Source organism: Fontibacillus forbon, assembly GCF_046559655.1.
Lineage (GTDB): Bacteria > Bacillota > Bacilli > Paenibacillales > Paenibacillaceae > Fontibacillus.
In genome coordinates this window covers 148854-163611 of the sequence record NZ_JBKGFV010000001.1, presented here as the reverse complement: position 1 = coordinate 163611, position 14758 = coordinate 148854, and the positions used below count along the sequence as shown (strand labels likewise).

The window sequence follows — 14758 nt, the reverse complement described above, 5'->3', positions numbered from 1 at the left end:
TTCGTCATCACTCCCGTACTACTCATGGACATCCACCGTCCCTAACACGGCGACTTGCCCGGGCAATATCTCGATATTGGCATCGCTTTTGCTGTTTACGGTCAAGTCGGCATAATCCACGATAGGTGGAAGATCCAGCAGCACCGCAGCGATCCGCGTATAACGCACAAGCGGGTCGGCAAAAGCCAACGTCTTCAAATAAGCGCGGATCCCTTCCTCGATATTCTTTGCAACTTCGTCCAATGAGGCCCCGGCAGCCAATGTCAAACGAACCGAGAGATGAATAGGCACCTCTTCGGCCGCCATCACTTTCACGACCGGTCCGGCCGGGGCCATTCCTTCCCCTTGCCCGTCCATCGTCGGATCGATGTGCTCCTGGACCGCAGCCACGATCTCGTCATTCGCCGCACGTTTCTCAGCGTCCAGCAGATAAATGCCCACCGTTCCCGGACCGTTCCAAAGCGGCCGCACCTGAACGCCGCCCACACCCGGAACTTCTCCGGCCCACTTCAAATACTGGGCTTTGTTGCCGCTGGTCCCTTGATTGCGAACCTGGGCGTAAAATCGTTCCAAGAGCAGTTCATCCGACTCCGTATCGGCCCCGCCGCGGGTTTCCTCCGGATTGGTTACAGCCGTAATCCCGCCAACCGGCGAGGACATGACGGTAATTACTCCTGCCGGGACGATTCCCATGCGACCGGCCACCGAAGCCCGGATCGATGCAACGCCTAGGCCATCGGCTCCCAAAGCGACGGATTCCGTCGTCTCGAATTCAATCGAGGCTTCCGCCGTAATTTCGTCGGCAGGCGTGGCCACCACGGTTCCGGTTGGCACGACCGTTCCCGGCACACCAGTGAACAGGACAGCGCCCGTTGCCGCAACGGCTGCCCTCCTTGTAATCCCGTGCTCGGCCGCCCGCAGGTCAAGATATTCCCCGTAAGCCGTACCCGCGAATCCCCGCTGCAACACCTGCTGAGCCCAGCCCGCCGCCTCCGCTAACACGAAGGCAACCGGGGCCTGAGCATCCCATATAAAAGAACCCTCGGATTTATCGATATCCGAAGGTACCCGCTCCAGCATCCGCTGCATAATCACTTCTTCACTTTGTTCCTGCAAAAAAAGCGGCAGCTCCGACATCAGCTCACGCTCCCTTCCAAAGTCAATTCTTCGTCGTGTATATTCATAACCCGGCAAGTAAAGGAGCAACGTTCCCCCTGCCATTCAAAAACAAAACCCTCCACGCTTGCCGTACGAGGGTCAACCATAAGCGTTTCACGGGCGATACGTTGGATTTCGCTCTCCTGAACGGCCCGGCTGTAGCCTCTGCCAATGAGTTCTTCGAATTCTTGCCCGTAATCCCGCGAATAAATGAGATGCCTGTAACGCGGCGTGCGAATCGCCTTTTGGCACCACAGGATCCAGGCTTCCGTGCCTTCGGCTCCGGCTATTTTTCGCGTGGGCGTCATAACGAATTCTCCTGCATCAAAATCAAAACGCCAGCTTCTCCCAAAGCGCACGCCCTCATCCTGCACTTCGGACAACGGCTCCGCTCCCCAGGACTGTTCCGTATTTTCCGGAAAAAGATTAGCCACCCCTGCTCACCACCTTGCAGATCACGATTGCGTCATGCCCTCCGTTCAGCGGAATCACAAGAACCCGGTCGCCGGGCTTGTACTCCAATTTTAGAGACGATTCCTTGGTTTCGGAGGCTTCAAAAGAGTAATTCCCTTTTCCCTGAACGCCGCCTCCTCCGCTATCCTTAAGTCCCGTAACGGTTCCAGCCATTTTCAACTCAGGCAGCTTCAAGGTTCCGGGAAATTCAGCCACATAATAATCCCCGATTTCATGCTTGAACCGGTCCAGCTTCAAACCGGAGGCTGTAATCGTGCCAAGCTCGACGGCTACGCCGGAGAGAACTTCCTTGGTCTTGTTTACGGCATTGTCCCGTAAGGTAACCGCGAGCGCGGTGAATGGATCAACCGTCAAGAAAATACCTCCTTTTCACGTCCTCGAAAGAAGACAATTCCAGAGTCATATGCCCGGGATCGCCAAGTTGGTGAGTTACCGAGGTAACGATCAATCCCAACCCGTTAAAATTCACTTTATCGCCGGCTCGAATCGTGTTAAGGTCCGTACAGGATACGGAATAGGAGACTCCTTTTCCCGTAAGCATCGATTCCGCCAGCTTTTTTGCGGCTTCCGTGGTTTTGACGTCGTCATCCTGGACGATCCGCTGAAGTACGCCGAACTTGGCCGTCTCTCCCGAAGCAATAGCGAGGACCTTGGCCGGGGCATCCTCTCCGCTCTCCGTCCCCAGTACCTTGACTCGGGTCACCGTCTCTTCCAGCGTACGGCTCTGTGTCGCCTCTTCGATGCCTTCCAATCGCCAGACGATTTTGTTGCCGCCGATTTTGAACAATTCCAACCCGGACGTTGTCATCCGCGGGATATACATGTCGCCTCCGGATTTCACTGTCTCCTTTAGGTCGGACATGATCATGCTGTAAATCGTTTGGGCGCGATACACCGATTTCTTTAGCCTGGTTTTCGTATCCGGGAGTGGAGCCAGCTTGATCTCCCAATCGGTCGCATATTTTTTCAGCCGTTGGGAAGCCGTCCCCCCCGCCGCAAAAAGACACTCATCCTCCGATTTCGCCAAATAGATCGTACGGTCGTAAACCGTAAGCGTCATCTTCTTGATGAGGCTAGCCGTGCTGCTGCACTCCCAAACCACGCCGGGATGAAGCAGAGGTACCTGATTGGTTGCGCCGAACGGCACGCCGCTGATCCGGATCTCCTGACCGGGTTCGATCCCCGGAAAATCCCCCGGAATATTCAAGCTAATGGAGGCCTGATAGGCGATCTGATCCAGCGATTCGGTCAGCGAGATACTCTCGATCAACTCGCGGAGATAATACTTGTTTTGCAGCACCACCTCGTAACTCATGACGGCAGCACCAGCTTTTGCCCCGGTTTGATCTTGCCCGGATCTTTGCCGATGATTTTGACATTCGCATTATAGATGGCCTGCCATTTGGCACTGCTTCCGAGCTCGAGCTTGGCGATTTTGGACAACGTATCTCCGGATTTGACCGTGTACGTTTTAGCCTTCGGCTTGGTGTCCGGCCGGGATCCTTGCGTTTTCGGAGCAACTGACGTGTTCGTATGGACCTTCATGTCCCGCCAAGTGCGTGCAGTCAGTTCAAAATACACATCCCCCGGTTCTCCGCCTTTAAACGTCGTATTATGCGCGGAGATCATCACCAGCACATTGACCGCGGTCTCAGTGATAATCAGCCGAACCGGCGTCTTGCTGTTCATCATGCGGGTGAGCTGATTCATCGCCTCCTGCGGGTCGGGAAGATTCTTGTACTTGCAGTACCCTTTGTCATACGACACCGGAAAAAAAGAAGAGAAGGCGATTTCCTTCACCTTCTCTCCCGCTGGGAACTCATATTCCCCGAGCGATAAAATATTGACCGTCTCCAGCGATTTCGCTCTGGAGATCGTAATTTCTTCGGGATTGACCGGAAAATGAAATTTATTTCCCGCCCCGTCCCTCAAGTGAATATCCACGCGCTTCCCTCCTTTAATTCACATTTTGCATGGCCAAGCGGATCTCGTTAGTAATCTTCCGGGCAGTTACTTTACTAATCTCTTCGTAATCGAGCTCATCCTTATTGACGGTAAGATGGACGGCATCTTTAGAGACTGATACATTGATCTGGGATGGTACACCAGCTCCCTGACAACAGCAGCATGTTTGATTCCCACTTTTATTACCAGTTTTAAACTCTCTCTGCTCATCTCTTCTTGAATAAGCCGACCGGTCCGGTAAGTTCCTCACTGTATTGGTTCCCAAGGCAAGATCGTCAGTAGCCTTGCTAACCGCCTTTTTAGCTTTTTTCTTTTTGGTTTTTTTGGAGAATTTATCGAAAAAGAAACCGCCTAATTTATCCCCGATAAAATCACCGGCAATGGAACCAAGAGTGGCTCCAATAACTGTTCCAGCCCCAGGAATAATTGAACCTATAGCTCCGCCTACGGCTCCCCCGGCTAAGGATAAAGCCGCCGATGCGGTTGCTTTCGTTTTATCCCGTTTCGAACCCGCAGTGGCAATGGTTCCGGCATCCAAAAGCAGTCCGGCAGGACCCGGAAGTTTTACGAATTTATCCGCTTTACCAAGAATTTTCGCGCCTTTTCCGAGCCAACCTCCGCCTTTCTTAAGAAGCTTTGACCCGCCTTCCTTAGCCCAGGAAGTGCCTTTATTAAGCAAATCTCCGCCCTTGTTCAGCAGCTTTGATCCGCTTCCCTTTACCCATGAAGTTCCTTTTCCAAGCTGCTTTTTGCCGCTGCTCAACCAATCGGGGCCCTTCTGTTTAATCAGGTTCATACCAGTACCCAGCAATGAGCCGAGTCCCGATTTCCCTTTAAAACCAAGACCAGATCCAGACCTGAAAGAATTTCTCCCGGTTCTTCCTGCTCTGCCACCTCGCTCGGCCCGGCTGCGGTTTTGCGATTTGGTCGGATCGTTTTCCGCTCCGCCCCATCCGCCTCCGCCTCTTCTTTTGGATCCCCTCTTGCCTTTTTTCTTCTTTTTTCCTTTTTTCTTTTTCCCGTCATCGTCTCCATCCGAGCCGAAATCATCACCCAGATATCCGCCATCACTGCCGCCTCCGCCGCAGTTGCATTTACAGATGCAGACACAGGTTTTTTTGTCGTCTTTTTTGCCATCCTTCTTTATAAATTTATTGACCACAGATTTGATAGCATCTTTTGAATAATCCTTAACAATATCTTTAGTGACGTTTTTACCAAGATCTTTAGTGACATCTTTGCCAAAACCTTTAATAGAGTTCCATCCTTTTTCAAGGATCGATTCTTGTTTACTTCCCCCAGACGGATTGTTTCCTGTACTAGGGGTAGAAGGGCTGGCATTCCCTTGCGTTCCTCCGCCCAGTTTTCCAGCCACTTTTTGCGGATCAATCACGGACAAAAGCGATTGAAAATACGCCTCTCCCGCCTTCTTGCCTGCTTCCGCAAAGGTTGCCCCGTCTTCCAAAATTTCCATTAAAGGCTTGCGGATAACCCCATCCCAATCCACCGCCTTCACCGAAACCCTCCAAGACTTCATGCTCAGACCGATAAGCGAGCCTTGGATTCTCGCGGCGGCTGCGGATACGTTGTCCACAAGATGAACCATGGGCCGAACTTTGGTTCGTTGAATTTGCGTCAGGGTACGCTTCACTTTTTCGGCGGCGGAAGTAAAGCGGTCGTCTAACATGATTTTCGGAGCAATCTTGGTTTTGCCTAAAACAGCGGCCCGCCGCTGAGTTTGTTGAAGGAGCTTATCCAAGCTGCGAAGCTTCTTATCCGTCTTGTCTACCTCAGCACTGTCAACTTCAATTTCCAATCCTAAAATTTCTCTTTTAGCCATATGCCACCTCCTTTCACCGTACAGCGCCACCTACTTTAAAAGCCTTAAGGCGAAGGAGGCGGAGACATCATCTCCAGCTCCCTCTCCGAAAATGCTCGCAGCAGCAGGCGCTCTCCTTTTGGAAGAGACCAGAACACCCCGGGGCGAAGATGATGCCGCGTCCACAGATGGAACAGCAGCGTCGTCATGCCGCCGGAGTCGATCAGTTTTTTACGTCGTCGATGTCTACCCCAAAGCCGGAGATTTCAAGCACCTTGTCGCCCACGGCATCCAGTTCGCCGGCCAACAGCAAGCGACGGACGGCTTCTTCTCCGCCGGACAGCTTCAGGCGGCTAACGAGCCGCTCATCGCCCCAGCCGCTGAGCTTGACGCTTTGCTCCCCGCCTTGCTCCAGCTTTTTAACAACCTCCAAGGCCGCAGTCGCTTCCTTGATCAAAGCTGCATTAAACAGCTCGCTGTCGATTTTTTCCGTGACCTGGCCTTTCGTGGTTTTGCGAACCGTGCAGCGCTCACGAATCGAATCGACTTTGCTGGAAGTCAGCCCCCGCAAGGTAATCCGCAAGCTTAAGCGGCCAATAAAAACGGCCTCTTCCGGCAAATTCGCTGCCGTCTCGAAGAGACCGTCCAAAATATCCTGTTCATTCAGTTGTTCCGTACTCATATGAGAGCTTCCTCCTTAAAGTGTTGCTACAATTGGGTCTTTTAGCATGTAAGATTCAAAAGTAAACGCCGTTTCTTCCGCCACTTCTTCACCTGCAGTCCAATTCGCAAGCTGAATTTTGTCCACCATGCAGTTGATTAATTCAATTCGTTCAAATCCGTAAGCTTCCGGATCATCGAGCTTGTGAATGATCGAAAATTTTTGGAATCCCCGCGCGATCATATCGGATGAGATTTTGTAGCCGCTCATCGTGCCGGTTCCTTTTTTGCGTCCCAATTTAAAGACGGTGTAATCCGTGCCGACAAGATTCAATTCGCGTTTCTCCGCCTCAACGTTAGCTTCCAGATGGTTCAGGTTCGACTGCCAAACTCCATCGATAAAAATCTGGCCGAACGTCCCCATGATAATGCGTCCCGGATCAAGATATTGTGCCATTTGCTATTCCCCCTCAAAATTATTGCACGTAAAACGTGCCGAAAATTTGTTCCATCACATCGGTGTCGTCCGCCGTCCATGACAAGAATACCTGATCGTCTTCCGGTTGAAATTGCGGTGCGCTGCCGTAAAAACGCGGATCCAGTGTCACATCGAATCCGGTAGACTCGATGACGTTTTCAAGCGCAAGGGATTGCAAATACTGCTTCCCGGCACTGATCAAGGCAAGCCGCCCCTCTTCGGTGTTGTTCACCTTGCCGATATAATTGTCCTCGGCGGTACGCTGCAAATCGGCGTTGATTTGGTCCAGCACCCGGATTTTTCGGATTTTTTTCCAGCCTTTGTTCTGGCCTTCCCGCAGCGTAACCAGACTGTTCACGCCCCGCAGAACTTTTACCTTTCGCCCGTCATGCACCAGCAAAAAGACGCCGTTCTGTACGCCGGATTCCTGCTCGGAACGGGTCCAGCGGCGGGTCACGTCTTCAAAAGGCGCAGCCGCATAGGTGGAAGATTCCTTCAGGGACTGACCTGCGATCAGCCCGGCAACCCAAGCCGCCACCTGGGCCGAAGAATAGGACTTGCCGTTCATTTTGGCACCCGTGCCGACATTTACAATGCCTTCGTAATCAATAGCCGTGCTTCGTGTGACAGCCTTATTTACGGCATCGGCCCCGGTATCTTCAGCTACCGTACCGCCAAGCGTCGCAATAATGCCTTTTCCCTCGTTGCGTACGCGCTTCAACCAGGCAACAATGCTTGTCCGGAGCGCAGCATCGGTCACGCCGTCCAACGTAAGCACATGGAAATCCTGCGTTTCAAACGCTTCTGTCGCTTTCACGTAATCCGCGTTCGTGATGCCGGAAATGCCGCTCTCCCCGCCGGCAAAAGGCTCACCGGATACATCCGCAAGCACGCCGTCGGCGATTTTTGCCGCTGTAATCCACTTGTTTGCCGCATCGCCGTTAATAGCCTCGACAGCCGTGGCGGCTTCTCCGTCACCGATCGCAATCGTACGAAGCAACGTTCCGCCCTCGTAGAGCTTCAGCTCTTTGGCGTTTGCTACGGACAGGCTCGGTTGAATCGTTACTTTGAAGCCATTCCCGCGTTTGCCCGAATGGATGGCTTTAAGTTGAACAATGTTCTCGGCTGCCGCCGTAGTTTTTAGCGTCAATTCCGCTGCGGCCGCCGAACTGTCGGCGATCCGGTAAGCGAGTAGTTTTTTCGGTCCGCCGAGCAATGCAAAATACAAAGTCGTTAAAGCGGATGCCCCATCGGACTCATCGTCCGAAAACAGCTCCTTGATCGCGGCTTCATTCGCCACCTCGACAAATTGATTGACCGGTCCCCAATGGGATTTTACCGGAGCAACCACGACGCCACGCGCGCCTGGTTGAATCGCCGATCCCGCCGCGCTCACGAAATTCATGTACAAGCCGGGAAGCACCGGCTGGTTCGTCAAACTCCAATTTCCTCCTGCCATCTTACAACACCTTCCTTTTCAAAAATTGTTGGACTAGCTGTTTTGCCTCTTGCACGCCGAACGACTCCTGATGAACCCCGTGGAGCGCTCCTGTCAGCACTTCGGGCTTTACGCCCAAGATAGACTGGCTATTTTCCGCCAATTCATTAAGCGAATAAAACGGAGTCGATACCGGAGCCGTCTTGGATTTAAAAGTTTTCTTTTTGGTAGCTTTCAAAGTTTCTCACCTCAAATATGGGATTCATAATGGACAAACTGCATGAGCGGCTCCGCCGTTCCTTCGGCCAAAGAAGTCACTCTCCGGCTTAAAATCACGGTAAGCGGCCCTTCACCGGTTGCGGCATAACCATCCGCGTTCGCGTTGGTTCTGGTATTCACCTGTGGGTTGATCACCCTTACAAATTTCCGGTAGTCCGCCCCAATCGGGATTTTTGCCGCCGCCGCCAAGCCCTCAACCAGTTGCATTAAAGCCGCATGCTCTTGGTTCGAATCTTTGGCTTGGACAAAGGCAGTTGCTTTCTTTTGCAGCTCATAGGCCGACGACCCTCTCGGGGTTGCATTCATTTCGGTAATCCGCCACAGGATCACAGGAGCCTGCGGCTGGGACGGCCAGTTGCCGCTGTACACGGACCAATCTCCCCCCAGTGATTGCCGTGTCCAAGACGCGAGCGCCGTTAGCCACAAATCGCTGGTGATTGGAGCAACTTCGGCCAAAGGCTTTGGAGATAGCACCGAAAGTTGCAGATTCCGTTGGATCGTATTGTGTTCTTCATCGATGGTGTCTGGACCGACTTGACCCTGGAAAAATGCAACCCGACTGCTTGTCGCTTCATCCCCTAGTAACTGCTTGTCCAAAGCGTTGGCGATGGACGTGGTCAGTGAATCAAGCTCACTGGTAGGGGCGTTGATCCTGGAAACGTAGAGGCGGATCTGAAACAGATACCTCAATCCCTTCCAAGGATCGCCCCCGCTGTCGCTCTCAAGAGCCAGTACTGCGTAAGGTTTGACGGGATTGACTCCTTCCGGAGCTACCAGATAATAAACCTCTTTTAACTCCGGGATCGACTCGAGCAGTTTTGTGCGAATGACAGTAAGCGTTTGGTCTAAAATGATGTTTCACCTCCTTTCGAGGGATGTACCTTCACTGCTACACACTTTGATAGGCTGCAAAAGCTTTACTCCATTCAGAAATAAAAAAACCGCTAAACGAGTTAGCGGCTTTCTTATTAGGCGTTAACATCTGGCATTCAGTGCTCACGCTTATATCTCCACATTACATATTTTATCATGGCCCAAGTCGGGCGAACGGACAAGACGAGGGGCAAATACCGGACAAATCGAACATTATATCCTATTATCCCGGATTACTTGGCCAAGGGAAGTTCCATATTCTCTTCAAAACCTCCACGAATCACTATCTCTAAAAGATTTTGAGTAGTTTCATCCATAGTGAGCCGTAATGCAATAACCAATTCTTCGACTACTTCTAACGTCAGCTTTATTTTATCGCCATTGTCCATATCGTTATATAGCTCCGAAACATACTCTATAATCATGTCTGCAATTTCAAATACAAAAGACGCTTTTGTCCGATCCAAACCCTTCATATCGATTGTTTGTATCATTATCTGTACAATATTCAAAACCTCGCTCACGTCCTCAAGCTGTTCCCGGTTCAAAAAACCTTGTGAACGTAAGTAAGGAATAACAAATAAACCTGCAGTAACAACTACAAGTAAGATTAAAAAAATATTATAATTACTCATATTAAAACCTCCCTTATTTAAGTTTATTTTCAACTATACTAGAGACCAACCGGTCCACAACTACCGCCAATTCTCCTCGGGTAACCGGATCATGGGGTTTGAATTCACTCTCCGTTTTCCCGCCGATTAAACCTCGATTTTTGTTCCGATCAATGGCTCCCGCCAATCAACCTCTTTCTCTTTCTGTGTATATGTAAATTCCCGTATCATCTCTTGGAATTCTTCTTTCACAATTACTTCACTTCCCCCGAAAAATAAAAAGGACTTCTAATAGTAGAAGTCCTTTTGCAAAAATAATGTGTACTCATTTATCTCATAAGGACCTGAATAATGTTAGGAGAAATTCTTTTCATCACCCTAAATCCATCTTCACAATTCGTTGCAATTCCTCCATCGTTTGACCGGCAATATCCGTTTACTTGGCAGCTTCCATCATCACGAACAAGCAATTTGCCCATTAGTCCAATGGCAGACCATTCAGGTCTGTGTTCTCTTCCAACATAATACATATCGGGATTCCAAGCAGGATTGATTAAAGGATGTTTTTCCACCCTGGCAGGGATAATCTCAACAAGCTTGGTAATATCTTGTCCTTCGCCATAAGGCTCAACAGTTATAGGGGGAGTTTCTACCAGATGATATTTTGTTCTACCCCATTCATCAGTGATAAATCTCCCTTTCCAGTTAAGCTCATTATTATCGCCTATTATTGAGGGATTTGCACTCACAATACCCAGAATGAAGTCATCTTCTAAGGTTGCTTTACGAATTTTATCTCCGTCTAAAGTGACAAAATAACCGACCCTGTCTTCTCTTTTGGGATTATGATCAAGCCATTCAAACATCTCCGCATAATCTGCTCCAGTCGATGAATAAGCACCGTCAGCAAACATTTGGCCAGTTGATAATATTTTCGCTGCTAAACCTCTAGCAGTTGGTGACGTACCGTTGGCCAAAAACCAACTATAAGAAGAATTCGCATCACCATGTTTACCCATAATATGTGTACCAGTATACCCATCATCAGTATTACCAAACCCTTCTATATGACAATGTTGACCCTTACTTAAATTTAGTCTCCCCTCAACATGATTACCCCCGTCATAAGGAGCACCATTTACTGTTGTGCTTAATAAATATAGTGGAGTTGTACTAACCGCCGGTACATTATTCAAAACAAGTGTATTATTCCCTAGAATTGTGGCCACTGTTGTTTTCATTTTTAACGAAGTTCCGCTACTATCATAAATCAAATAAACGTTCTCTCCAGTCTTAAATTGGCTTGCTGGTCCTACAAGTGTTACGGTTGCACCAGATATAGATTGTATCCTCGATGCAACTGATGCCGCGGATGAAGTAATTCCTTCTACATGAGAATTATATTTATATGCTAATGTTTCAAATCCCTCTGTATGTGCAGAGTCGGCACCCGCAACTGTTTTATAGCCCTCAGCATGGGAATACTTCCCAACTGCATTTGAAGAATATCCTTCGGAATGTGATGCCATTCCAGAAGCTGTGGTTTCAATTCCTTCAATATGAGAATCTTCCCCTTCACCCTTTGAAGGGGAATACTTTTCCCAAACCGGGTTTTCTGGCGTCCCAATATTTTTGAAAATTTCCATACTCGTTTAACTCCTTTTGTTATTTTCGCAGAAATTATTATAAAAAGGGGCCGCTATTAAGCATACAATAGCGACCCGTCAATATTTATTTAAGTATATTACGCCTTAATCCAAATTAAATTTGTTGCTGGCTTACTTGGAGGTGAATCGCTAACAAATATCGGCATTTCCTTTATGCCTGACCAATGAACTTGATCAGCACATACAGCATTGTCAACCTTTCCATCGCCATCCGAATCATACACAAATTTTTGCATGAATTCACTAAGTTGTGATTGTTTTGCAAAAGCATTTGAAATTCTTTCGTCTGGAATAAAACCATTTGTATCGAGGTCTGCGTACCCTCCTGCAACCCCCTTGTTTTCACTATTTTCTGGAATAAATTCAAGTGCACTTTGTTTTCCATTCCATATTTCCTTTTCGGAAATAGATACAAATTTATTATTCTCGTCCTGTTGAATATCACTTGCCGTAATGTTTGTCCAATGATATATACCAGGTGTACCCGTTGATTTTAAATAATGTCCATTGTTAGAAGTACCATTGGCAGGGACATGAAGATATCCGTCCTCCGAAGGGTGGGTGTATATTGGGACATCGTAACCATCAATTTTAATGTAACCATTTCCAAAACCCTGTTCAGTGCGAGTCGCCCCTGAAGAAACAGATTCCATCTTGTGTATCATTATACTTGATGTAATATCTAAGCCAATTTTAAAACTAGTCCCCCCCCAATTATTATCTGATCGAATTTCAATGCCATCATTACCTTGAATTTTTATATTACTATTTGCTTCTTCCGCGTTAAAAGTTGTTATACTATTTCCGTCATTATCTATCAATTCAATTGATGAATAATAAAAAGGTTTATTTATAACATTGTTCCAATCCAAATTTTTGTTCGCCCAATCCGTACTTGAATCTTTAATCCATTCTTTGTTAACCCAAATATAACCTGCTACAACCTTATCTTGAAGCGTAATATTTTGTTGATTTGCATATGCTTCTTCTTGGGAAATAGTAGTCTGGTCTCCGGAGTTAACCCCATTATCAATGAATTTCTCAAACATAAGCACATCAATTTCCTCGGATCCGATATTAACTTTTTCATGCGAGTACTTCAAATTAGCTGAAGTAAAAAAACAAATAAAGGGTTCGTTTTCCAGGTCATCTGGTGCAAATCTTGGGCCACCACCCTTTCTACGAAATACACTAATTTTACTAACAGGAATTAAATTCATATTATCTATTAGCTGTAGAACCTGAATATTAACGGACTGATTCTCATCTACTTTTATGGTCTGAGGCCAATACCCGCAATGTTTTCCTTGTGAATTGTAACCTATGACTATATATTGATAGTAACCCGCTGATAACTTTGATTTTTCATCAGAAACAACAACTTCTTCACCACTTATCATATCTACGCCCAAAATAACTTCACCAATTCCACTATCATCTAAAACGATTACTCTATCACCGTTGTTCAAATTGGAAGTGGGTCTGTCTTCCTGATATTGTACAACGCAAGTTTTATTAGATTCATTATAAGGCAACCTATTCAATGGGACTTTCCCATTACCATCAAGCTCTGCATAACCATTGGCTTTACCTTTATTATTTACATTCTCAGGAATATATCCTATTGCATCTTGTTTACCTCTGAGCTTATCATCCACCGAATCTTTGGAATAGGCTCCCACTTGCTCAGCGGTAACTCCATGCGGATTATGATTATTGATTAAATGACCTTCAATGTCGGGTTTACCAAATATGCTATCCCAAGTCATTGATGTTGAAGTTTGCATTAGCATCTGCCAATACTTCGGGTTTGTAGGCAGGATCCCTACGGATTCCTGAATATTCTGGTAAACTGCACCGTTATAAACAACAATATTTAGCGGCATATAAGTTTGAAAATCATCATAAATTCCCCGGTTAATCAAGGAAGTTCCTTTTAACAATGCGATTTCCGCCTGTTCTTTTGCATAATCGCCTTGATTCTTTGCATAGTTCCCTTGAGTTTGTGCAAAAGATGCATGTACCCTTGCCTCACCGGCTTGATCTTTGGCATAATTTCCTTGCGTTTGTGCATAACCTGCCTGGTCTCTTGCTTGAATTGCAGCATCATAGGTTTCTGTCGTTGCACTTTCTGCTGTTGATGCCGCATTGTTCGCCCTCTCAGTTGCTATTACTGCATTTTCGGTTGCTATATTTGCATTTCCTGTAGCCACTTGCGCACTTTCCGCAATACTTTGAACCGAATCCGCTTGTTGCTTGGCATAATCGCCTTGCTCCTGAGCGTATGATGCCTGATCTTCAGCATTTACCCTTGCCGTCTCTGCGCGAGAAGCCGCTTCATTGGCATTAGTTGCAGCAATAGTTGCATGTTCCATTTTTTCAGCTATCTGAGGCAAGATATTTTTAGCTGCATCCGCCTGCTCTTTGGCATAGTTCCCCTGGGATTCTGCATAAGCAACTTTTGATTCAACTAATTCGGCTGCCGTATTGGCCGCATTTGCCGCTTCATTTGCTGATTCCGTAGCTGCAGCTGCATCGTTAACCGCCTGGTTAGCCTCTAAAATTGCACGGTTTATCTCTGAAGCAGCAGTATTAGCCTGCTGAGCTGCACTCTTGGCGCTTTCAGCTTGTTCCTTGGCATAATCTCCTTGGGATTCCGCATTAAGACCTTTTTCATTCACGGCAGCAGCCTCAGTCTTGGCATGATCTCCTTGTTCCTTTGCATAATTTCCTTGTTCTTTGGCATAATTCCCTTGTTGTTCTGCATAATTAGCCTTCTCATTGGCCAATCCTGACTGTACTGTTGCTTCATCAATAGCTTGTCGGGCTTTGACGACGGTTCCTTCGGCAAGCTGCATCAAAGCATTTAATTCTTCAATATTCTGAATTGCATCAGTGCCCGTAAGAATAATATCTTTAAGGGTCTCGACCACTTCCCCCTCATTTTCTTGGGTCCAGATTCTTGCAGCACTTAAGTAATGATTTCCTCGCCCCATATAAGAAATCGTGTAAACCGACCCTTCAGAGGTAGGATGAAAAAACAAGATTCCTTCCAGATAATCTACTCGGTACTCGCCTGCCTGCAATTCATCCGTATCTGAATTAGGGACTTCAAACAGGTTTTCGATTTTTACCTTATTTGCAAAAACAGGAATTTCATTAAGCAGAATCTGTCCGTTGATCACTTTTTTTGTTTCAGTAACTGGAATAAAGGGATCTTCACTAGTACCGGTGCGGTATTTTGTAATGGTGCTTCGTTGATAATCAAAAGATGACATGGTTAAACTCCTTCCGAGAATAAAATTTCTATTTGCTATAGAAAAAACACTCTTT

General features: G+C 47.5%; 15 protein-coding genes. All 15 read right to left on the bottom strand.

The annotated features are described in order from the left end of the window. Window positions 1-18: 18 nt before the first annotated feature. The 15 genes from ACLB09_RS00670 to ACLB09_RS00600 all read right to left on the bottom strand — a co-directional run bounded on the left by ACLB09_RS00670 (window position 19) and on the right by ACLB09_RS00600 (window position 14703). Window positions 19-1137 carry a baseplate J/gp47 family protein gene (locus ACLB09_RS00670; RefSeq protein WP_410767824.1) on the bottom strand — a complete coding sequence of 373 codons (1119 nt, stop codon included), beginning with the start codon at window positions 1135-1137 and terminating at the stop codon, window positions 19-21. After that, a complete protein-coding gene (locus ACLB09_RS00665) occupies window positions 1137-1592 on the bottom strand; it encodes a DUF2634 domain-containing protein (RefSeq protein ID WP_410767823.1) in 456 nt (151 codons plus the stop codon). Before ACLB09_RS00665 ends, ACLB09_RS00670 begins: the two co-directional genes overlap by 1 nt. Then, entirely contained in the window at window positions 1585-1986 is a 402-nt protein-coding gene (locus ACLB09_RS00660) for a hypothetical protein (protein WP_410767822.1), read from the bottom strand. Before ACLB09_RS00660 ends, ACLB09_RS00665 begins: the two co-directional genes overlap by 8 nt. After that, window positions 1976-2947, bottom strand: a complete 972-nt coding sequence (locus tag ACLB09_RS00655; protein WP_410767821.1) for an XkdQ/YqbQ family protein — start codon at window positions 2945-2947, stop codon at window positions 1976-1978. Before ACLB09_RS00655 ends, ACLB09_RS00660 begins: the two co-directional genes overlap by 11 nt. Further along, on the bottom strand, window positions 2944-3576 hold the full coding sequence (locus ACLB09_RS00650; protein ID WP_410767819.1) for a LysM peptidoglycan-binding domain-containing protein: 633 nt from the start codon (window positions 3574-3576) through the stop codon (window positions 2944-2946). The genes ACLB09_RS00655 and ACLB09_RS00650 overlap by 4 nt, the downstream gene beginning before the upstream one ends. A 13-nt stretch (window positions 3577-3589) precedes the next feature. Next, a complete protein-coding gene (locus tag ACLB09_RS00645; protein ID WP_410767818.1) occupies window positions 3590-5467 on the bottom strand; it encodes a hypothetical protein in 1878 nt (625 codons plus the stop codon). Between the two features lie 172 nt (window positions 5468-5639). Next, complete coding sequence (locus ACLB09_RS00640) at window positions 5640-6098, bottom strand: phage tail assembly chaperone (protein ID WP_410767817.1); 459 nt, start codon at window positions 6096-6098, stop codon at window positions 5640-5642. A gap of 15 nt (window positions 6099-6113) precedes the next feature. Next, on the bottom strand, window positions 6114-6533 hold the full coding sequence (locus ACLB09_RS00635; protein ID WP_410767816.1) for a phage tail tube protein: 420 nt from the start codon (window positions 6531-6533) through the stop codon (window positions 6114-6116). A 19-nt stretch (window positions 6534-6552) separates the two neighbouring features. Then, on the bottom strand, window positions 6553-8013 hold the full coding sequence (locus tag ACLB09_RS00630) for a phage tail sheath family protein (protein ID WP_410767815.1): 1461 nt from the start codon (window positions 8011-8013) through the stop codon (window positions 6553-6555). A gap of 1 nt (window position 8014) precedes the next feature. Beyond that, window positions 8015-8230: a hypothetical protein gene (locus ACLB09_RS00625; protein ID WP_410767814.1), complete on the bottom strand. Its 216-nt coding sequence runs from the start codon at window positions 8228-8230 to the stop codon at window positions 8015-8017. A gap of 11 nt (window positions 8231-8241) precedes the next feature. Next, window positions 8242-8961 (bottom strand): hypothetical protein, encoded by a 720-nt coding sequence (locus tag ACLB09_RS00620; protein WP_410767813.1) that lies wholly within the window; start codon window positions 8959-8961, stop codon window positions 8242-8244. A 416-nt stretch (window positions 8962-9377) separates the two neighbouring features. Beyond that, entirely contained in the window at window positions 9378-9779 is a 402-nt protein-coding gene (locus ACLB09_RS00615; protein WP_410767812.1) for a hypothetical protein, read from the bottom strand. Window positions 9780-9792: 13 nt separating this feature from the next. Then, window positions 9793-9945 carry an S-layer homology domain-containing protein gene (locus ACLB09_RS00610; protein WP_410767811.1) on the bottom strand — a complete coding sequence of 51 codons (153 nt, stop codon included), beginning with the start codon at window positions 9943-9945 and terminating at the stop codon, window positions 9793-9795. 142 nt (window positions 9946-10087) lie between these two features. Next, window positions 10088-11404: a peptidase G2 autoproteolytic cleavage domain-containing protein gene (locus ACLB09_RS00605; RefSeq protein WP_410767810.1), complete on the bottom strand. Its 1317-nt coding sequence runs from the start codon at window positions 11402-11404 to the stop codon at window positions 10088-10090. A gap of 98 nt (window positions 11405-11502) precedes the next feature. Next, the gene (locus tag ACLB09_RS00600) at window positions 11503-14703 is read right to left on the bottom strand and encodes a coiled-coil domain-containing protein (RefSeq protein ID WP_410767809.1); all 3201 of its coding nucleotides are present in this window, start codon (window positions 14701-14703) and stop codon (window positions 11503-11505) included. Window positions 14704-14758: the final 55 nt, after the last annotated feature.